Origin of the sequence: Clostridium sp. ATCC 25772, assembly GCF_001573875.1 — a bacterium.
Classification (GTDB): domain Bacteria; phylum Bacillota; class Clostridia; order Clostridiales; family Clostridiaceae; genus Clostridium_J; species Clostridium_J senegalense.
In genome coordinates this window covers 13,517-35,667 of sequence record NZ_LFRG01000008.1, presented here as the reverse complement: position 1 = coordinate 35,667, position 22,151 = coordinate 13,517, and the positions used below count along the sequence as shown (strand labels likewise).

The window sequence follows — 22,151 nt, the reverse complement described above, 5'->3', positions numbered from 1 at the left end:
TTTATTTTCTTCCTTTAAAATATCCTGTATCTTTAGTTATATAAATATATCCTTTTTCTTCTTTTTCTTTTTCAAGTATTTTTTCTAATTCTATAAGCTTATTTTCATTAAGTCTTTTGACTATATCACTTTCCATAGAAATTATATAATCAATTAGTGCCTTTTCTTCTGTTATCTTAAGATTATCCATATATCTTTTGCTTTCTACATCTTTAAAAACCTTTGATAGAATATCATATCCATTTTCAATTTGAAATTTATTAGTCAAATTAAAACTTTCAACTTCTAATATTTCTTCATCAACTTTTGATAGAAAATCTCTCATTTCCATCATATGACTTTTTCCGACAGTAGATGCAAATATATATCCATCTTTTTTAAGAACTCTTTTTATTTCCCCTAAAGCCTTTTCTATATCATTTAAATGATATAACATATGGTTTGCTATAACTATATCAAAAGTTTTATCTTCATAGGAAATATTCTCAGCATCTTCAACATTAAAATGAAATCTTTTAAGTTTTCCTTTTAAATTGGACTTAGCATCTTTAAGCATACCTTCTGAAAAATCCGTTATATAAATTTCCCAACCTTTAGGTATTTTATTATAATTTTTAGCCCATAAGCTACCATCACCACAGCCAAGTTCTAGAACCTTACAGTTTTCCTTTAATGGTAGTTCTTTAAAGAACCATTCCATCCAACCTTCTTCGTTAATACTAAATTTTTCATGGATGTTTATTCTAGCTTTTAAGTTTGAAGCATCTTTATATTGCTTCATCCACTTATTATCCTTATTTATTAAGCTTATTATGTTTATAAACTTGTTCCAATTTAAATTTTTATCTTCTTCTATCATATTTAATGTTTCATCAATTGCTTGAATTACATTAAACTCGTGGTTTATCTTTTCTTTAATTATTTTCTTTTGTATTTTTAGAGATTTCTTAAAATCATTATCCTTTAAATCTTCTGTCATAATATCTTTTATCTCATCTAATGATAATCCAATAAACTTTAAAGTTAATATCTTTTGTAACTTAGGAAAATCTTCTTTGCTATATAATCTATGACCAGCTTCATTGTATGAAGAAGGTTTTAAAAGATCAATTTTATCATAATACCTTAAAGTTCTTAAAGTTACACCTGCTTTTTTAGCAAACTCACCTACAGTAAATTGTTCTTTTAAATTATCTTTCATTTAGCATAAATCCTTTCAATTTCTCTTTTTAATACAAGATAATAATTTATATTTAGTAACATTATACAATTATATATTAACTCATGACGTAACGTCAACGTCAATAGTTTTTTATAATATTTTTTTAATAATGATATTATTATAAAAAATAATGAAGTTTTTAATTTATTATATTAACTTGTTAATAAATTAACTTTTAAAGCTATTTTTATATAATATATAATTCTAATCATTACATATTATATTGTAGAGTAATGTTTTTTGTTCTACAAAACTTTATCTTTTTCAACATTATTTATAAACTTTAGACTTGATACTTCTATTGATTTTACCTTTCTTAAACACCACTCAAAGTCAGTCCCTATCATAGTTTTATCTAAGCTCTTTAGCAAGCAATAAATTATAGTTTTTCTTCCATCACAAATGGGACAGGCACGATAAGTTTTATTTTCTTTGCTACCATTTGATACTCTCCTAATTTTACATTACTAACATAATAGTTCAAAGCCAGTCCCTAACAAATACGCTACTTTGTAGCTCAAGTACTGGTTCTTTGCTCGATATTTTACTTTATCTAGCCTGTTTTATTAAGTACAGAAATTTTACTCTCTTTAATTTAGAGAAACTAAAGCTCCGTTTCCACCTCAACCTTTAACTATTGCTTATTAACTTTTAACTATTTCAGGGACTGGCTAACTTTTTTATTTACCATACTTAAATTATAAGAGCTGCTTTTTATTTTATGGAACTACACTATTCGTGCCTGTCCCATTTGTTACGGGTATAAACCCTAAATATAGCTTTAGTTTGTTTTATATCCCAAATATAAATTTTACTCCCTTAAATTCAAAGAAACTGGTAGTCCAGTTTCCTCCATAATTGTCAAATGTCAATTCCTAATTGATTGTCCTTTGTCCTTTGTTAATTTCTAAAAAGCTATCTAAGACTCCCAAACAAGCAATTAACCAAAATTTTTAATCCATAACAAGAGGGACAGACGCGTAATTGGCTACTTTACTATACTTTAGACTTGATACTTTTGTTGATTTTACATTCTCTTCTAAATTGCTCAAAGTCGGTCCCTGATATCATAGTTTTGTCAAAACACCTAAACAAGCAACTCACCTAAACTTTTGCGCCGTAACAAGAGGGACAGGTTCATTTTGGGCTAGTTTCTTTGTTTTAAATATAGATTCCACAAATGCTGTATTCCCATCATCTAATAGACAAAGAACCAGTACCTAATACTTTGGTTTTAATGTATAAGTGTATAGTTTAAGTATTGAATTTATTATCCAGTGGTATAAAATGTAATATAATACTTATATATATTTAAAATAATGTATTATTAAGGAGGAATTATGGAGATTTTTTTCTGGTTTATAGATTTATTACTTCCTGTTACAATGATAATTCTAGGTAAAATAATTGGTAATAAACCACCTAAAGAAATTAATAATGTTTGTGGTTATAGAACAACCCGTTCTATGGAATCAAAAGAGGCTTGGGACTATGCTAATACTTTATGTGGTAAGCTTTGGTTTAAAATAGGCATTATATTGTTTATACTTATCGTTCTATTAAAATTAATTATTCCTATAGAATCACAATATTTAAGTCTTATAAATGTAGGAATAGGATTAGTTGCTTTAATTATGCCTATACCATTTATTGAAATGAAGCTAAAATCTAAATTTCACAAATAATTATTTAGATAGTTTAAATTATACAAATTAGGAGGGATATTTATGATTAAACTTATAGAACCAAATAAAAAGTATTTGAAATCATATATTGAAGCATATGACGAATATGAGGATAACCATGTCGCAACATATGCGTTTAATGATGCAAGATCCTATGATATATTTGTGAAATATGATAATTATAAAAATGAGCGTAATTTAAAGCCCAATAGGGTTGGGGCAAGTTATTTTTGGCTTGTTGACGATGAGAAAGACTTGTTTATAGGGGAAATTAGCATTAGGCATACTCTCACCGATGCACTACTACAATATGGTGGTCATATAGGGTATGGCATTCGCTATTCTGAATGGAATAAAGGCTATGGAACTTTTATGCTTAAACTGGCGTTAGAAAAAGCAAAGGAGATGGATATTTCAAGAATTCTAATCACTTGTGATGATGATAATTATGCTTCTGCTAAAATAATGGAAAATAATGATATGGTACTTCAAGATAAAGTACAGAACCTTATAGATGGACAAAAAATACTTACAAGAAGGTATTGGAAAACTTTATAGGAGTTAACTCGAAATGCTATAGGAATTAAATAGTAAAGTGGACAAAGATAAACTTGTCCACTTTAGTTATAATAATTATAAAATTTGAAACAAAATCTTATAATAAAGTTAGTTCATAAAAGCACTCATCATGGCAACTCCATCAGCTCCTGAGTTGTAAACTTCTTTCATGTTGTCTTGTTTTATTCCACCTAATGCAATTACTTTGCAAGAGACATATTTTTTTATCTCTTCTATGAATTTTACACCTTTTCCTTTTAAACCTTCCTTACATTTTGTTTCATATATATTAGATGCTAAAATATATGTGGCTCCAAGTTTATCTGCTTTTATTGCTTCTTCTGAAGAATGAATTGACACTCCTACTATTTCATCCTTTTTCTTTTCATACCCTAAAAACATTTCAAAAGGTAAGTGTATTCCATAAGGTTTCACTTTTTTATATACAAATTCATTAGAATTTATTATTAATTTACAGTTAGTATTTTCTATTATTTTTGTAATAGTCTTTGCGTATTTTAATAAGACATCATCAGAAACATTTTTTTCACGCAATATTATTCTACAAATGCCATATTTTACAGCAGCTTCTATCTTTTGAAAATACTCTTCATCACTTTGTACAAGCTGTCTATTTGTTATTAAATATATCAATTTCTTTTTCCTTCAATACCTTATTCATATTCCTAACGGCACACATTTTACCACACATTGTGCAGGTATCTGAATGTTCAGGCATAGATTCTTCTCTGTATCTTTTAGGTTTTTCGCTATCTAAAGCTAATTTAAACATCATATCCCAATCTAAATCTGCTCTTGCCTTGCTCATAGCGTCATCCAATTCTCTAGCTCCATTAATACCCTTAGCTAAATCTCCTGCATGAGCTGCTATTTTAGTTGAAATTATACCTTCTTTCATATCTTCTATATTTGGTAATCTTAAATGTTCTGCTGGTGTAACATAACATAAAAAATCTGCTCCTGCCGCTGCTGCTATAGCTCCACCAATTGCTGAAGTAATATGGTCATAACCTGGTGCTATATCTGTTACTAGTGGTCCTAAAACATAAAATGGAGCATCATGACAAAGTTTTTTCTCTAAAAGCACATTTGTTTTAATTTCATCTAATGTCATGTGTCCAGGACCTTCAATTATAACTTGTACATTTCTTTCCCATGCTCTTAGTGTAAGTTCTCCTAATGTTATTAATTCCTTAATTTGAACTGCATCAGTAGAATCTGCATTACATCCTGGTCGGCATCCATCTCCAAGACTTAAAGTAACATCATACTCTTCACAAATGTCTAATAATCTATCATAGTATTCATAAAATGGATTTTCTTTATTATTAACTTCCATCCATGCAAATAATAATGAGCCACCTCTTGAAACAATATTAGTTAATCTTTTATTTCTTTTAAATGTATCAGCTGCTTCTTTATTTAATCCAGCGTGGATTGTAACAAAATCTGCACCATCTTTTGCATGTTTCTCAACAACATCTAAAAATTCTTTCGCTGTTATTTCATCTAATTCCTTATCATAAAAACCAATAGCATCATAAATTGGCACTGTTCCTATAATAGCTGGTGAATACTCTACAAGATTTCTTCTAAATTCAGCAGTTTTCCCATAGTTAGAAAGATCCATTATAGACTCTGCCTTCATCTCTATTGCTTTTTTTACCTTTTCCATTTCTTTTTCTATAAAGTAACAATCTTTTGATATTCCCAGATTAACATTTATTTTTGTTTTCATTCCTTTTCCTATACCCTCAGGACTTAAAGATTTATGATTTTTATTAGCTGGAATTACTACTTGTCCTTTAGCAATTAAATCTCTTAGAGCTTGTACATCTATCTGTTCTTTTTTTGCTACTATTTCCATTTCTTTTGTAATTATGCCTTTTTTAGCTGCATCCATTTGTGTTGTATAATTCATTTTTATTCCCCCTAAATTCTTTCCCAATCTTTAAAAATTGGTTGATACCCTAATCCCTTTATCATTTTTTTCACATCTTCTGTACTACTTTGGTCACTTATTAAAAATTGTGATTCCCCTTTGCCCTTTGTGTCTTTACAGTGTCCTCCCACTTCTGTTAATACACCAGCTGACATTTTATTAACTCCTAGTGGAATCAATTTTTCTCTAAAACTTGCTGATTCTCTTGTAGATATATTTATAACTGAGTTATTATGAAATAATCTTAATGCCAAAATACACTGAACTAAGTTTTTATCACTTACTGGATATATATCATGAAAAGTTCCAGCATGAGGACGTATTCTTGGTGCCGAAAAAGCTACATCTACTCCTGGGTAATTATCTTTAATATATTTCCCATGTAATGCTGTTAAAAACACTTCTTTTCTAAAATCATTTAATCCTAACAGTGCACTTACACTTATATTTCTCATACCCGCTTTTGCACCTCTTTCTGGTGCATCAAGCCTAAAATTATAATTTCTTTTTGGACCACCTAAATGTACTTTCTTGTATATTTCTCTATCATATACTTCTTGGTAAACTGTTAATCCATCAGCACCTGCCTCTATAGCTTTTTTATAATCTTCTTCACTTAATGGTTGTACTTCTAATGTAATTGAAGGAAAATAATCCTTAAGTACTTTTATTGCATCTACTAAATATTCTATTGGTGTATCTTTAGGACTTTCACCAGTTAAAAGAATTATATGTTTAAACCCTTCTTTAGCTATAGCCTTCGCTTCTTTTTCTATTTCTTCCATAGTTAACTTTGCTCTTAAAATATTGTTATCATGATTGTAAGAACAATAAACACATCTGTTAACACACATATTAGCAATATATAATGGTGTATATAAAAGAACGGTTTTTCCAAAATACCTATTAGATATTTCATGAGCTTTTTGAGCCATTTCTTCTAGATATTTTTCACCTTTGGGCGATATTATATTTAAAAAATCCTCTTCATTTAATTTGTTTTTGTATATAGACCTTTTTATATCTTCCTCTGTAACCCTATTAAAATAATCTTCAAAATTAAATTTTTCGTATTTTTCTATAACCTTTAAAAATGACATTACTCTAAAAATCCAGTTAAAGGTGATGATGCGTTTCCAAATTTAGATACAACTCCAGCTTTAGCCAAATATGCTTCCCTTCCAGCTTCTACAGCTTTTTTAAAAGCGCTTGCCATAAGAATAGGGTTATTACTTGATGATATTGCAGTATTTAAAAGAACCGCACTAGCTCCCAACTCCATTGCTTCACAAGCATGAGAAGGTAACCCAATACCTGCATCTACAATCACTGGTTTATTTAATTCATCTATCATTATTTCTATCAATTCTTTTGTTTTTAAGCCTCTATTGGTTCCGATAGGCGCCCCTAATGGCATAACAGCTTCCGCACCTGCTTCTATCATTCGTTTTGCCATTGCTAAGTCAGGATTCATATACGGTAAAACTACAAAACCTTCTTTAGCTAATATTTCTGTAGCTTTTAAAGTTTCTAAATTATCTGGCAAAAGATACTTTGAATCGTTTATTACTTCTATTTTAATCCAGTTTCCACATCCCATAGCTTTTGCAAGTCTAGCAATCCTCACTGCTTCTTCTGCATTTCTTGCCCCTGATGTATTTGGTAGCAATACCATATCTTTAGGTATATGGTTTATTACATTTTCTTCTTTATCATCAAAATTTATTCGCCTTACTGCCATAGTAATTACTTGAGCTTCTGAACTTTTAACTATTTCAGGAATAATAGAATTTGATGCATACTTACCTGTTCCAATAAACAATCTAGAATTTAACTCTTTTCCGCCAATTATAAATTTATCATTCACAACATTTCCCCCTCTACACTTCATCATCACCTAGTAATATTCTCACTGCCATATTTGCCATATGACCTGCAGCTATACTTACTCTTGGAGCCATAAGACCTGAACCTTCTTTTGCCTCATTTTCTCCATCTCCACAAACATAAAATCTACTATTAATCTTTTTAGTAATTATAGAATTAGATGAAAAACTGCCTGCCATTCCATTTCCACTGATAATATATTTATTTGTATCAAGTAAAATAGCATTTACAAGCTCTGCTTTACACTTTGCATTATCAAAAGCTTCTATAACAACATCACATTCTTTAAAGGTATAGATAGCATTGTCTTTATCTAAATATCTATCTACAACTTCTACTAAAATATAGGGATTAATTTCTTTAATAATTTCTTTAATTGCATCAGTTTTTTTCATCCCTATATGCCTTATATAATATTGTTGTCTATTTAAATTACTTGGCTCTACTACATCAAAATCTACTAATACTAACTTTCCGACTCCTATTCTTGCTAAAAATATTGCTATATTAGAACCAAGTCCACCTAAACCCGCAACACCTACTACTGACTTCTTTAGTTTTTCAAATACACCTTTTGTATGTCTAGAAACCATTAGTGTTTCTAGTTCTTCTTTTTTTGGTTTTTCACCCTTTTTTATAAAAGTCAATTCATCTTTATCTTTTAAAATCTTATCTTCTTTTATTGGAAACCCGTTTATAATTACCATATCTGAATTAGAATACATTTTTTCTTTTATATTATTTATAGATACATTTTCACTTATTTCAAAGCTTCTTCCATTCACCTTAATAAGCATTTATCCCCCTCCAACAAAAGCAACTATTTCTATTTTGTCATCTTCTTTTAATATTGTTTTATCGTATTCATCCTTAGGTAATATTTCTAAATTCAGTTCAACAACAATTTTATCTGCATCAAGGTCTAAGTCTTTTATCATTTCACTAACTGAAAAGCCTTCATAATTCTTTTTTTTACCGTTTACAATCATGCTATCCCTCCTCTCTAAAATCATCTTAATAAAGCTACTATGGGGTTTTGCTATGTTTTTTGCATATAAAAAAGAGCTTACCAACTGGTAAGCTCTTATGAAAATATATGTTATAATTTTATTTCAAATTTAAATATTTTCCAAAATTACTTCCCTACGTTGGTGTTAACCATATCAGGTTCAAAGGGTCGAAACTTAAAATTCCTCTCAGCCACTATTGGCTCCCCTAGTAAATCTCTATTAAGTTAAATTCATTATACCTCTACAAAACTATATTGTAAATACTTGTTTATTTATATATACAATTCCAATTGAGGCTATTGCGATAAAAAAATACTACATTTGTTTCATAAAAAATTTCTAATGAGGCTAACATACTCCTCATGATTAACTAAGCTAAGTTCCCCATGTCCCATTTTTTTAGCTATATACAAATGACTATTTAAAATACTGTTATGCAGTTTTTCTGCTGATTTTTTCATAATCTTTAACTCTTTCTCCTACAATAATTAGAACCTTAGCTTTTGTATTTTTAATTGTGTTTTTCAATATATAATTTCCATTACTTAGTGTAATATTAACTAAAGATTCTTTTGTTATATTTAAACTATCCTTATAATAACGTTCAAACATTTCTTCAGGAACATTCAGTATTTTTGCTTGTAATTTTGAAAACCATTTTTTCCTTATTAAACCATAAAACATTTTGTAAGTTGGTACTGCTAAAAATTTTTCATAGACCACCAAGATAATCCTCCACCGTGTAAAAATATTATCGTAGGTAATTCCCTATTTCCAAATTCTTTAAATTTCATTTTAATCTCCTATCAATAATATAAACATTAAATGTATTACTTTAAACTTCCTTATATTAACATAAATATACATTACACTATTTCACATTTAATTTAAACATATAAATACTATAGGGAAACAAGCTCCAATTTAAATTTATTCAACAACCTTAAAATATTTTTACACAAGATGTAGTGTTGAATTCTAAGTGATTCGGAGCATGTCTCACTATTTTAGGTATCCAAGTTTTGGAATGAATAACTTTAAGAGTCAACTTGGAACCCTATATTACTTAAAATAAGCTGTTAACTAACAGTAGAATATTAATTTCAAATTTATTTTATTTGTAAAAATTGTTGCGTTTACAAACTTATGTTATAATATTTTAAATATTTATTAAGAAACAGAGGGTAAGAATAAAATGAAAAATTTAGTTATATTAGAAATGAAAAAACATATGCTTGATCAATGTGTTGATTTATTTATAAACACATTCTCTAAAGAACCATGGAATGATGTTTACGACTCAAGAGATCCAGTAGTTAATTTCTTCAATAATCACTTTAATAATAACTACTTTCTAGGTTATGTAGCTATGTTAGATGACAAAATTGTAGCATTAAGTGTTGGTATGAAAAAGCCATGGATAGAAGGTATGGAATATTATATTGACCAATTTTGTGTTGGTTATGAAATGCAGGGAAAAGGTATTGGAAGTTGGTTCATGAAAGAAATAGAAAAAAATATTAAAAATCAGGGAATGAACGGAATGATATTAAACACAGAAAAAGGTTATCCAGCACAAAAGTTTTATGAGAAAAATGATTTTAAAATAATTGATGATTTAATAGTTTTCGGTAAATAATAATGATTTTTTTATCTTTAAGTAGTTTGTTGAATTAGATAAAACTTAAGTTAGTAATAAACATAAAGTAAAGATTAATACCTAAGTATAACACCGTAACAAATGGGACAGGCACGACAAATGTAGTTCCATAAAATAAAGATAAACTCTTTGAATTTAACTGCCGTAAGTAAGAAGCGTTAGCCAGTCCCTAAGGGAGTTAAGAGTTGAGTTTGAAACTGGATTAAATCCAGTTTCTTTTTAATTTAATAGAGTAAAATATAAATTTAGGATATAAAGTTAGATACAATTGTATTCAAAATACTTAGCCATAACAAGAAGGACAGGTTCATTTAGTTGTACAACCATAAAAAATTTTAATACTCAATAAAATAGGCTAGATAAAGTAAAATATCAAGTAAAGAACCAGTACTTGAGCTACAAAGTAGCGTAGTTGTTAGGGACTGGCTTTGAACTATTATGTTAGTAATGTAAAATTATTAGAGCATCAAATCGCAACGAAGAAAATAAACTTATCGTGCCTGTCCCATTTGTGATGGAAGAAAAACTATATAATATTGATTATTTAAATTTTTAGATAAAACTACGTTCAGTATTACTAGGAATAGAATGAGTAGTAATAACCGTAACTTTTAACTGCTCACTATTAACTGTTAACTAGAAGAGTACCTTTTGTTACGGCGTAAAAATTTAGGTAATTTGCTTGTTTAGAAGTTTTGACAAAACTATGATATCGGGGACCGACTTTGAGTAGTGTTGAAGAGAAACTAGAATCATCAAAAGTATCTATCCTAAAGTATGGTAAAATAGACCTTAACGCGTCTGTCCCTCTTGTAATGGATGTAGACCTTTAAATAGTTGGTTGTTTATAATTTTTAGATAGTTAAAGGTTAAACCTTATTTATAAAATCGGATTAAATTTTCAACTTATCCCTCTGTTCTTATATTAAAAAATCAAAGCAGCTACTAATCCAAATATAAATAGTGGTATGTTATAGTGCAGGAATGTTGGCACGCAGGTATCCCAAATATGGTCATGTTGGGAATCTATATTAAGTCCAGATGTTGGTCCAAGAGTGCTATCTGATGCTGGCGACCCTGCATCTCCTAATGCTCCTGCAACTCCAATTAATATAATTACAGATAAAGGACTAAAACCTAATTTAAGTCCTAATGGACAGTATATAGTTGCTAATATAGGAATAGTTCCAAAAGAACTTCCTATTCCCATAGTTATAAGAAGTCCTACTAAAAGCATTAGTAATGCTCCAAGAAATTGACTTTGTCCTACTAATACAACTATAGAATTAACAAAAGATTCTATAGCGCCTGTTTCTCTTAATACATTTCCATATCCAGCAGCTACAAGCATTACAAAGGCTATAAAACCCATGATTTTAATTCCACCATTCATCAAATTATCAATTTCATTAAATTTAATAGTTCTTGTTACAATTAAAACTATAATTGCACATAACCCACCTAATGGTAGCGACCCTGTCAAAATTTGAACCACAAAAGCTACTATAGCAGACATTAATACAGTCCAGTGAATCTTTGTCATTTTTATATCTTCATTATCATTTGAAAACTCTTCTAAATTTACATTTTTATACTCTCTAGGTTTTCTATAGCTAAAAAATATAGCTACTAAAAGTCCAATAATCATAGCCACTCCTGGTATCCACATTACTTTACTTACCATGTTATTTGTAACTTCTATATTGTTAGCTATCATTTGATCTCTTATAATATTTTGAAATATAAGTCCAAATCCTACTGGTATAGCTATATATGGAGCCTTCAATCCAAATGTTAAGGCGCAGGCAACAGCTCTCCTATCAATTTTCAATTTATTCATAATAGGTATAAGTGCTGGAATTAAGATTGGTATAAAGGCTATATGTACTGGAATAAGATTTTGAGAAAAACAAGCTATAACTGCTATTATTAATATAAAAGTAAATTTGTTTTCTTTAACTACCTTAGATATTTTTTTAGCTAGTATAATTGAAAGACCTGTTTTATTTACTGTTACAGCCAAAGCTCCTAACAATAAATAACTAAGGGCTGTTTCAGAATTTCCACCCATTCCGTCTATTAATAAGGACATAGTTTGTCCCACACTTAGATTTGCTGTAATTCCAGCAACTATAGCTGAAATTAACAATGATAGTATTACATTTAATTTTAAAAGACATAAAACTATCATTACTGTAATAGATATGATAACAGGATTAAATAAACTCATAATATGCTTCTCCTTTAATTTTAGGAAACTGGAATATACCAGTTTCCTTATTAATTTTTAGTTTCTACTTATCTATTTTTATAGTGAAACAATCTCTCATTTAAATTTATTTTATAAACTTAAATTTCACATTAGTTTTCTATAAATTGTTATAATCTGTTACAAATTCCTTTCCTAGAATCATGTTTTTTACCTTTACTTCATTTTTTATTTTCTCTTCTTCACCAATTAAAATTACATTTTCTATACCTAATTTATTGGCATAATTCATTTTCTTTTTTAAAGAATCTTCTTCAAAATATATAGTAACTCCATAACCCTTTTTCTCTAGACTTTTCATAACAGTTCCACAATATTCTAATGTATCACCTATTGGTATTATTAAATAATTTAACTTTCCTTTCACATTATAGTTTTCTATAAATCCTATTTCTTTTAAAACAAAAAATAACCTTGTCATACCTATAGAAATTCCTACACCTGGTAATATCTTATCTGTATAATTTTCTGCCAAATTATCATATCTTCCCCCTGAACATATTGAACCATAAGTTTCATTTCCTATTAGTAAAGTTTCAAAAACTGTTCCTGTATAATAATCTAACCCCCTAATAATTTTCAAATTAATTTCAAATTCATTCTCCTCAACACCTAAAACTTTTAGAATTTCATTTACTTTCTTAAGCTCATTTACTCCTTCTATAAAATAATCTTCTTTAATATTTAGTCTTTCAAGAGAGTCTAATATCTCTTTATTACTTCCCTTAATATCTAAAATATCGCTTAAATATAAAGTTTTTTCATTTCCTATTAAAAATGTAAGTTCTTCAATAAACTTTCCTTTGCCAATTTTGTCGTACTTATCTATCAACATCATAACTTCATTTGAGTTTTCTATTTTTAGACCCTTTAAGACTCCTTTTAATATTTTTCTATTACTAATTTGAAATTTGTAATCCTTAAGTTTTATTTCCTTAAATGCTTTTGACGCTAAACTTATAACCCAAGCATCATTTTCTATAGCTAATTTATCTTTGCCTATAACATCTATATCACATTGGTAAAATTCTCTATATCTACCCTTTTGATTTCTCTCACCTCTATACACTTTTCCTAATTGATATCTTCTAAATGGAAAAGTTAATTCATTATAGTGTTGGGCTACATATCTAGCAAAAGGCACTGTTAAATCAAATCTTAGTGTTAAATCATTCTTTCCTTTTGTAAAACTATAAACTTGCTTTTCCGTTTCACCACCGGTTTTTGCAAGAAGCACATTAGCTTTTTCTATTATAGGAGTGTCTATAGCTAAACAACCGTTCTTTTCATATACATTTAAAATTTTATTTACTATGTCATTGAATTTTTCTTGCTCATTTGGTAATAGTTCCATAAATCCTGGTAATATACTCGGTTTGATTATTTCTTTTTTCATTTTTATTCTCTCCTTAATTTAAATTTATTTCTTTTCACATTCCTTATACGACAAAAAACCGTGTAGGCATATACCTACACGGTTTAAATAAATTATGTTTACACTTAATTTATCATCACCTAGAGATACAAGCCTACGGCAATAGACTTGTATCTACAATTAAGCAGATCAAGTCTCTAGTGATGATGATGCATAAAATATACTTTGTTTCTATTAAGTGTACTCATAATTTTCCTCCTAAAATTTTATATATAATATAAATTATTTTTCTAAACATTTTACTTTTTTTGTTACTTTTCTTGTTTGTATTTCAATTTTATTTTAACTTATAAATAATTTAAACCTATTATACATCCATAAATTTCTTCTGTAAAGTCTAAATTTATTTCTTTACTATATTTTAACTCAACGTTCAAATTTGATACATTTTTTTAATAAGCTATAGGTTCATATTATGGCAATGCAACCTATACTTATATATAATAGCTTATTTGAAAGAAGAAAATCTATATTCATTTTATTATATATATTGGTATAAATGTTATAATTATCATAGTTCTATTTTATTATTTTCCAAATAACTATAACTTGTAAAAAATAGATATAAGGATATATATGTAAAGAATTTTCAATTTAAATTTATTCAATAATTTTAAATTTTTTACAGTATATTTCACTATTTTAAATATGCAAGTTCTAAAACAAGTAATTTTTAAATTCAACCTGAAATTTTATAAAAATTATATTTTAACAGAATTAAGTGAGGTGCTTTAAATGAGTTATGAAAGTTTTAAACTTCAAAGAGATATTAAGTCAACACTGAGTTATCTTGTTTATTTGCCACAAAGTTATAACACAAATGTAAAAATGCCATTAATTCTTTCTTTGCACGGTTCAGGTGAATGTGGAAAGAATATAGAGGATGTAAAAAAATGGGGTATCCATAAGATATTAAGATTAAACGATAATTTCCCTTTTATTGTAGTCTCTCCTCAATGTCCTAATGGTGAGATATGGGAAATGCAGTTTAATGCTTTAAAAGATTTATTGGATAAGATTGAAAATGATTATAACATTGATGCTGAAAGAATATATTTGACTGGATATAGTCTTGGTGGATATGGTACATGGAACTTTGCCATACTTAATCCCGAAAGATTTACTGCAATAGTTCCAATAAGTGGCGGAGCGATATCACCTAAAAAAGCTCTTTGTTTAAAAAACCTCCCTATTTGGGTTGCACATGGAGATAATGACACTGCTGTGAACTTCGAGGAGTCTAAACGAATTGTTGACTGCTTAAAAAAATACAACTCTAACATCATCTTTAAAGTTTATGAAGGTAGAGGGCATGAAGTCTGCACTACAGCATATGAAGAACCAGAACTTTTTCAATGGCTTCTAAAACAGAAAAAGCAGAAAAAATCATAGTCTTTTATGAAAATAAATAATTTATATCATATTAAAATTGATTTTATAATTAGATAACATATATAAAATATTACGTAAATTATTTGCACTTTGAGGAGGATTAAATATGAACAGAATTGAAGTTTTAAGAAAATATATTGATGAAATAATCTTAAATATGACAGATGTTGAAGAACGAAGATGTGCTTATATGCATTTATATGGGGTTGCTCAATCTTGTACATTAATTGCATTAAAGCGTGGAGAAAATGCTGAACTTGCAACTATGGCAGGCATGCTTCATGATATTTACTCCTATGCTAAAATGGATGCAAAAGAACATGCACATAAAGGTTCTATTTTAGCAAGAGAAATATTACAAACATTGCGTATCACAAATGATAATGAAACTAAAATTATTTGTGATGCTGTTTATAATCATAGTGAGAAAGAAATGATACATTCTCAATTTGATGAAATCTTAAAAGATGCAGATGTTTTTCAACATTGTTTATACAATCCTATGTTTGAAATCAAATCACATGAAAAAAACAGGTATGAAAAACTTAAACTTGAATTTGGTATTGCATAGAATTAAAAGTTATAATTATTAATTTTATAATTTAAAATATATTATTTCTAAACTTTTTATATGATTTACCTCAAAGAACAGCTAAATGTTCTTTGAGGTTTTTATCTTTTCTTCAAGTTCTTTAATTTTTTATACTTAATTATAATAATGATATCTTTTGATTTTTATGTTTTATTATATTAAATTTATTTTCTACAGCATAACATTAATTACAACTTGACATTATATATTCTAAAAACCCTGAATCTTCATTTGTTTGCTCTTTTATAATTTTTAAATTTTTACTTATATAAAAATTCACTGCACCTTCGTTTTCTTTATAAACTGCTAAACTTAAAAGTTTATACCTTTCAACTGCAAAATCTATCAATTTACTTCCTATTCCTAAGTTCTGAAAATTAGTGTCAACAAACAGTGCACCTATAAAATTATTGTCTATTACACTAATAAATCCTCTTATACCTATACCATCATCATATACAAACGTTTCTGCCATAGGAATATATACATCTTTAACTTTATTATAATTATCTTTCCAATAACTCTCTTCTATAAAGTTATGGGCTTTAATAGTACTTTCCTGCCATATTTTCATAACTTTATCTATCTCATTATGATTTATCTCTCTTATCATAAATAAAACTCCCTTCTTTAATAACTATAAGTTTTCAAGCTGACTTTTAAAATTATCCATTCTTAAACTTAGATATCCAAAATAGTAAGACATGCTCCAAATTACTTAAAGTTCAACACTACATTTTACATAAAAACATTTTAAAATTATTGAATAAATTCAAATGCCAGCCTGTTTTTTATATTAACCATAATTGTTTAACTTATTTTACATGATTTTAATATGTTTGTAAAAATAAATAAAGCAACCTAATAATAGGTTACTTTATTTGTTTAACAGTTTTTTTCAAGTATTGAGTTCTTATATTTTGTATTTACTATGATGTAACCTATAATTTCAATTACTAAGAAAATTATAGAACATCCAACTCCAGCTTTAATATATGATCCACTAAAATTAGCAGATAAAATTAACATTACAATAAAAGTTATAATTGTTGAAATTATAAACGGTACAAACATTAGTATGAAATTTTGTGTGGATATTATTTTAGAAAGTTCCTTTTTAGAAAGACCAAGCTTAATTATACCTTTAAACTTAATTCGCTCTCTTTCAATATCTGTAATAAGTCTAAAATAAATTATACTTAATGCTGCAATAACAAAAATTATGCTTATAAAAAATCCTATATAAAGTGTAAGATTTTTAACCATCTTTTCTACATTTAAAATATCATTAGCACTAAAGAATCCAAATTTATAAACATCACCCATTACTAGTTTGCTTTTAAGTTCTTTTGAAAGTACTGATTCATTCTGCCAATTATTAATATTATAAGAATAATCTTTGATAATATTAAAATTCTCTCTTTCATTAAGAGTATTTAATGTTTCATCATTTACAACTATAACTGTATTAAAATAGCCCTCTGGAAATATATTTTTTTCTCCCAAACCTACTATAGTATAATTATTTCCTCCTAAAAGAGACATACTTTCTTTAGACGAATTATCTTCTGTAATTACCTCTGAACTTACTTTTGCCAAATAAACTTCATTATCTTTAAGTGAAACTTTTTCTCCACCAACACCTTCTATAAGATTATTGTAATCACTTTCACTTATTAATCCATTTCTGAAATCTTTGTCTTTATATAGTATCTCAGCTTTAAATTTTTTATACCCAACTTTATCTTTTAAAGAATTCCCTATTAACTCTATATGTTCTTGCTCATTGTCATTATTTCCAAGAGACATATATGTATAACTATAAGGTTGAGCATTTATTGTATACTTTTCTATATCTGCACTTGAAGCATATAAAATATCAATAGCTAAAAACGCACCTATAAATAAAACTGTAACAAGATACATCATTTTTGTATTAGAATTAAGTTTTGATTTAATATCTGATATTGTTATCATATTTGTCTTTCTAAGATAGAATTTTTTACTTTTCAAGTTTGATATTAAGAAAATAGACACTTGAGAATATAAAATATACAATACAGCTAAAGCCCCTACAAACATTAATGTAGTTCCTATTTGACTATTTACAAATTCTCTTATTCCTTCATATTTCTTATAAAATGCAATTAAAAGAATTAAAATAGAAGCTATAAATACACCTATAGTCATTAATAATGGTGATGTTTTACTTTCTTTTTCAGAAATTTTATCTGATTTTAATAATTTTATAACTTTATCTTTACGAATAAATTTTGGTGTTATAAATGCTATTATTAGAAATAGAATAAAAAACATAACAAATGTTAACCCTATTGCTTTAATAGGAAAATATATTTTAAATTCATTAACACCCATTATATTTCGAGAAATCATTAAGAAAAATGGTGAACATATTAGTCCAAGTATAATAGCTGTTATTATTGAAGCAATTCCTATAAACATATTTTCTTTAAATATAATGTTATTAAGTTGCTTTTTTGATGCACCCATAATTATAAAAGTTCCTAAAGTTTTCTTTCTAGAATGCATAAATGATTTAATAGAATATGCAATAAAAATAAATGAGAAAATATATACTATAATATTTCCTGCTTCCATTACAAGTGAAAGTGTAGCTCCATCTGAAATAACACCTAAATCAGGGTGAAACATAGAAATTGAGAAAGAAAAGAATATAAAAACTGAAAATACACTGCTTAAAAAATAAGCCAAATATGTTAGCTTATCTCTTAATACATTGTTAATTGCTAATTTATTTAAATTCATTTCTTCCACCTCCTAAGAAACTTAAAGTGTCCATGATTTTTCCATAAAACTCATTTTGATTATTTTGTGAATGGATTTCATTGTATAAATTACCGTCTTTAATAAAAATTACTCTACTACAAAAGCTAGCTACATATGGATCATGAGTAACCATTAAAATAGTTGTATTTAAATTTTTATTTATGGAAACAAAAAGCTCCATTACATCTTTTACGGCTTTTGAATCTAAGTTACCAGTAGGCTCATCTGCTAAAAGTAATGCTGGTTCATTAATTATTGCTCTAGCAATAGCTACCCTTTGAGCTTGTCCTCCTGAAATTTCAAAAGTACGCTTTTTTAATAATGCTTCTATACCTAATAATTTTGCTGCACGACTTAATCTTTCTGCCATAATTGATTCTTTAACATTATCCAATGTAAGAGGAAGAATTATATTTTCTTCTACAGTTAAAGTATTTACTAAGTTAAAATCCTGAAAAACAAAACCTAGCTCTTGTCTTCTAAATTTTGAAAGATTATCATCATCTAATTCATGAGGTTTTTTATCATTTATTATAATCTCTCCACCAGTAAAATTATCAATTGTAGAGATACAATTAAGTAAAGTAGTTTTTCCACTCCCTGAAGGTCCCATTATTGCAACGAACTCTCCTTTATCTATATCAAAACTTACACCATTTAAAGCCTTGTATTTTATTTTACCATCATAAATTTTTTCAATTTCTTTTACTTTTAATATACTCATATAAATCATTTCTCCTTACGTATAAAATATTTTTGATACTCTAATTTTACTTAAAGAGATGACTATGAACCATTTGTTAAGCTTTCAACTTTATTACACTTTTGTAATAAAAAAAGCCTTGAATTCTCAAGACTTAAAAGATATCAGAAACTTTTAAAATTTATTATTTATTTTAAGAACTCTACAAATATTTTCTGTTGTTCTTTCTACATTTTCTTTTCCATTTTTTAAAGCTTGGTCTAATGTTTCAACTCCTGGTAAGATTCCAAATACCGAGTTTATCCCTAAATCATATAGTTTTTCTATATTAGAATCAACTCTGCCACCTAATGCTATTACAGGTATATTATATTTCTTCGCCAACATAGAAACCCCAATAAGTGTTTTACCAAAAGTTGTCTGAATATCTATACTCCCTTCACCTGTAAATACAAAATCAGCATCTTGCAACTTATCCTCTAATCTTGAATAGTTTATTACAAAATCTATCCCACTTACTAATTTTCCATTGCAAAATCCAATTAGTGCTGCACCTAATCCTCCTGCTGCACCTGCACCTTCTAATTTATCAATTTCTTTATTAAACTGATGCTTTACAATATTAGAAAAATGCTTTAAACCTTCATCTAATACTATAACCATATTTTTAGTTGCACCTTTTTGTGGTCCAAAAACAAAACTTGCTCCTTTATTACCAGTTAAAGGATTCTTTACATCACAGGCAACTTCTATATTTATATTTGCGATTCTCTTGTCAAATTCTGATAAATCTATTCTAGATAATTTTTTTAAATTTCCACCGCCAAAACCTATGTCATTGTTATTTATATCTAAAAACTTTGCACCTAAAGCTTGAAGCATTCCTACTCCACCATCATTAGTAGAACTTCCGCCTAGCCCTATAAGAATTTTGTTGCATCCTTTATCTAACACTTCTTTTATAAGCTCTCCTATACCAAAGGTTGTTGTGATTAATGGATTTCTCTTTTCTCTTGGAACCAAAGTTAATCCACTAGCCTCTGCAATCTCTATGATTGCTGTTTTGCCATCATTTAAAACACCAAACTTTGCATTAACATTGTTTCCAAGAGGGCCTGTTACTTCTTTTACATATACTTGTCCTTTAGTTGAATCTACTAAAGATTGTAATGTACCTTCTCCACCATCTGCCATAGGAACATGAATACACTCTGCATCTTTAAATACTTTTTTTATTCCTTTTCCATAGCTATGCATACTTCTTTTGCTGTCATACTTTCCTTAAAAGAATCTGGAGCTAATACAAACTTCATACTATCACCTCTATGTTTTATCTTAGAATATTGTTATCTTCTTTATTTTACCGTTGTATTCTCTAAATATAATATTTGACTTTTAGTTTAAAACACTAATGATTTCTGAAATACAAATAATCATATATGTAATAAATGCTATTATTTCTACTGAAATTGTACCTATATAATTGTTTTTACTTATTTCTCCATTATTAAAACGTTTTCTTGATGTGTATATTAAACTTAACATTAAAATACTTATTAAAAAAGGAATTAAACCTGGTATTATAACTTTCTTTAAAAAATAAGCTACAACTGTAAATATTGTAACAATATAAATAATCCATTGTATTACACTAATAACTTTACTTTTCATTTTAATTATCCCCTGTCTAAGTTTATGGTTATTACTACTCACTTCATTCCTAGTAATGCTAAACGTATCTTTAAACCTAGTTTTACTAATAAAATCTAAGTAAGCAATTATCTAAAGTTCCAACTCCATTACAAATGGGACAGGCACGATAAATTTATTTTCTTCGCTAATACTTTATGCTCTCCTAGTTTTATATTTTTTAACTAATAAATCAAAGCCAATCCCGAACAACTACGCAGTAAAGCTGCTTTATTTCAAAGAAACTGATTTCCAATTTCCTCCTCAACTCTTAACTGTTAACTATTAACTATCTGAGGGACTGGCTAATGTGCGTTACTTATGACAACCAATTTTTAAGAGCTTCTTTTTATTTTATGGAGCTACATTGGTCGTGCCTGTCCCATTTGTTACGGTGGCATACGTTTACTTAGCTTTATATCCTGATTTTAAACGTTGGCTCTATTTTAAACTAATGTTTAATTAAGTCTAATATAAAGCTGGATAAACAACTTTACTTGTCCAGTTTACTCTTTTAACTTAAAGTAAGAAAAATACAAAGATATTATTTCTTCTTATCCTTTTTCTTTTCATCAAAAACCCCCATAATGAACAATGTCATGAATAATGTTGTTAATATGTATAATGATTGTTCCAATAATTTTACCTCCTAAGATAGTTTATTAGTTTAATATTTTATATTAAAAACTTAGATTTTATCATATTAAATTTTAAAGAAACTGGACTTAATCCAATTTTATAAATAACCTTTAGTTGTTACCTTCAACTATCTAAAACTTCTAAACAAGCAACTATTTAAAATTCTACCTCCATCACAAGAGGGACAGACACATAATTATCTACTTTACTATACTTTTGTCTAGATGCTTTTGTTAATTTTAGTTTTTCTCCAATATTACTCAAAGTCGGTCCCAAATACCTACGCAGCAAAGCTGCTATTTTAGGACCGGCTTTGATTTCTTTAGATTTTATTGATAATCTTTCAATTTCACTTAAAAAATAACTTGCGGAAAATATCCTTCGATACGCCTGTCCTTCTTGTTACGGCTATGAACTTTGAATTTAACTTTAATTTGGTTTTATGTCTTTAACTTTGAAATTTAATTTATATAAACATTTTTAAATCTACAAAAGTAAAACACCTAAATAAGCAATTAATCAAAATTTGTCGCCATTACAAATGGGACAGGCACGATAAGTTTATTTTCTTAGCTAATACTTGATGCTCTCCTAGTTTTATATTTTTTAACTAATAAATCAAAGCCAGTCCCGAACAAC

Annotated in this window: 20 protein-coding genes and 1 riboswitch; of the genes, 5 read left to right on the top strand and 15 right to left on the bottom strand. The window is 27.7% G+C overall.

The annotated features are described in order from the left end of the window. Position 1 precedes the first annotated feature (1 nt). On the bottom strand, positions 2–1,201 hold the full coding sequence (locus tag AZI32_RS03900) for a MerR family transcriptional regulator (RefSeq protein WP_061994594.1): 1,200 nt from the start codon (positions 1,199–1,201) through the stop codon (positions 2–4). 1,361 nt (positions 1,202–2,562) lie between these two features. Here AZI32_RS03900 and AZI32_RS03895 point away from each other — a divergent pair. Both AZI32_RS03895 and AZI32_RS03890 read left to right on the top strand, forming a co-directional pair. Beyond that, positions 2,563–2,907, top strand: coding sequence for an SdpI family protein (locus tag AZI32_RS03895; RefSeq protein ID WP_061994593.1), 345 nt, complete (start codon positions 2,563–2,565; stop codon positions 2,905–2,907). A gap of 42 nt (positions 2,908–2,949) precedes the next feature. Continuing rightward, positions 2,950–3,465 carry a GNAT family N-acetyltransferase gene (locus AZI32_RS03890; protein ID WP_061994592.1) on the top strand — a complete coding sequence of 172 codons (516 nt, stop codon included), beginning with the start codon at positions 2,950–2,952 and terminating at the stop codon, positions 3,463–3,465. A gap of 108 nt (positions 3,466–3,573) precedes the next feature. Here AZI32_RS03890 and AZI32_RS03885 read toward each other — a convergent pair whose 3' ends face one another. From AZI32_RS03885 to AZI32_RS19095, 7 genes are all read right to left on the bottom strand, one after another. Then, complete coding sequence (locus tag AZI32_RS03885; RefSeq protein ID WP_061994591.1) at positions 3,574–4,119, bottom strand: thiamine phosphate synthase; 546 nt, start codon at positions 4,117–4,119, stop codon at positions 3,574–3,576. Further along, positions 4,097–5,407, bottom strand: a complete 1,311-nt coding sequence (thiC, locus tag AZI32_RS03880) for a phosphomethylpyrimidine synthase ThiC (RefSeq protein WP_061994590.1) — start codon at positions 5,405–5,407, stop codon at positions 4,097–4,099. Before thiC ends, AZI32_RS03885 begins: the two co-directional genes overlap by 23 nt. 11 nt (positions 5,408–5,418) lie before the next feature. After that, positions 5,419–6,528, bottom strand: coding sequence for a 2-iminoacetate synthase ThiH (gene thiH / locus AZI32_RS03875; protein ID WP_061994589.1), 1,110 nt, complete (start codon positions 6,526–6,528; stop codon positions 5,419–5,421). Next, complete coding sequence (locus AZI32_RS03870) at positions 6,528–7,319, bottom strand: thiazole synthase (protein WP_061994588.1); 792 nt, start codon at positions 7,317–7,319, stop codon at positions 6,528–6,530. Before AZI32_RS03870 ends, thiH begins: the two co-directional genes overlap by 1 nt. Continuing rightward, entirely contained in the window at positions 7,309–8,112 is an 804-nt protein-coding gene (thiF, locus tag AZI32_RS03865) for a sulfur carrier protein ThiS adenylyltransferase ThiF (RefSeq protein ID WP_061994587.1), read from the bottom strand. Before thiF ends, AZI32_RS03870 begins: the two co-directional genes overlap by 11 nt. Further along, entirely contained in the window at positions 8,113–8,304 is a 192-nt protein-coding gene (gene thiS, locus AZI32_RS03860; protein WP_061994586.1) for a sulfur carrier protein ThiS, read from the bottom strand. A 134-nt stretch (positions 8,305–8,438) separates the two neighbouring features. Next, a riboswitch (TPP riboswitch) is annotated at positions 8,439–8,542 on the bottom strand. A gap of 215 nt (positions 8,543–8,757) precedes the next feature. Continuing rightward, a complete protein-coding gene (locus AZI32_RS19095; protein WP_061994585.1) occupies positions 8,758–9,048 on the bottom strand; it encodes a hypothetical protein in 291 nt (96 codons plus the stop codon). A 472-nt stretch (positions 9,049–9,520) separates the two neighbouring features. Here AZI32_RS19095 and AZI32_RS03850 point away from each other — a divergent pair, with 472 nt between their 5' ends. Then, positions 9,521–9,964: a GNAT family N-acetyltransferase gene (locus AZI32_RS03850; protein WP_061994584.1), complete on the top strand. Its 444-nt coding sequence runs from the start codon at positions 9,521–9,523 to the stop codon at positions 9,962–9,964. Between the two features lie 946 nt (positions 9,965–10,910). Here AZI32_RS03850 and AZI32_RS03845 read toward each other — a convergent pair. Next, the gene (locus AZI32_RS03845) at positions 10,911–12,215 is read right to left on the bottom strand and encodes a Na+/H+ antiporter family protein (protein WP_061994583.1); all 1,305 of its coding nucleotides are present in this window, start codon (positions 12,213–12,215) and stop codon (positions 10,911–10,913) included. Positions 12,216–12,354: 139 nt separating this feature from the next. Further along, on the bottom strand, positions 12,355–13,650 hold the full coding sequence (gene hisS / locus AZI32_RS03840; RefSeq protein WP_061994582.1) for a histidine--tRNA ligase: 1,296 nt from the start codon (positions 13,648–13,650) through the stop codon (positions 12,355–12,357). A gap of 774 nt (positions 13,651–14,424) precedes the next feature. Here hisS and AZI32_RS03835 point away from each other — a divergent pair. Then, complete coding sequence (locus AZI32_RS03835; RefSeq protein WP_061994581.1) at positions 14,425–15,081, top strand: dienelactone hydrolase family protein; 657 nt, start codon at positions 14,425–14,427, stop codon at positions 15,079–15,081. A 106-nt stretch (positions 15,082–15,187) separates the two neighbouring features. Beyond that, positions 15,188–15,652 (top strand): HD domain-containing protein, encoded by a 465-nt coding sequence (locus AZI32_RS03830; protein ID WP_061994580.1) that lies wholly within the window; start codon positions 15,188–15,190, stop codon positions 15,650–15,652. A gap of 205 nt (positions 15,653–15,857) precedes the next feature. On the opposite strand, the gene AZI32_RS03825 is transcribed toward AZI32_RS03830, so the two are convergent. The 5 genes from AZI32_RS03825 to AZI32_RS03805 all read right to left on the bottom strand — a co-directional run bounded on the left by AZI32_RS03825 (position 15,858) and on the right by AZI32_RS03805 (position 20,855). Beyond that, complete coding sequence (locus tag AZI32_RS03825) at positions 15,858–16,286, bottom strand: N-acetyltransferase (RefSeq protein WP_061994579.1); 429 nt, start codon at positions 16,284–16,286, stop codon at positions 15,858–15,860. Between the two features lie 272 nt (positions 16,287–16,558). Continuing rightward, positions 16,559–18,460 carry an ABC transporter permease gene (locus AZI32_RS03820; protein WP_061994578.1) on the bottom strand — a complete coding sequence of 634 codons (1,902 nt, stop codon included), beginning with the start codon at positions 18,458–18,460 and terminating at the stop codon, positions 16,559–16,561. Continuing rightward, positions 18,447–19,205 (bottom strand): ABC transporter ATP-binding protein, encoded by a 759-nt coding sequence (locus tag AZI32_RS03815; RefSeq protein WP_061994577.1) that lies wholly within the window; start codon positions 19,203–19,205, stop codon positions 18,447–18,449. Before AZI32_RS03815 ends, AZI32_RS03820 begins: the two co-directional genes overlap by 14 nt. 153 nt (positions 19,206–19,358) lie before the next feature. Beyond that, a complete protein-coding gene (locus tag AZI32_RS03810; RefSeq protein WP_345968951.1) occupies positions 19,359–20,441 on the bottom strand; it encodes a glycerate kinase in 1,083 nt (360 codons plus the stop codon). 138 nt (positions 20,442–20,579) lie between these two features. Continuing rightward, on the bottom strand, positions 20,580–20,855 hold the full coding sequence (locus AZI32_RS03805) for a hypothetical protein (RefSeq protein ID WP_061994576.1): 276 nt from the start codon (positions 20,853–20,855) through the stop codon (positions 20,580–20,582). Between the last annotated feature and the right edge of the window lie 1,296 nt (positions 20,856–22,151).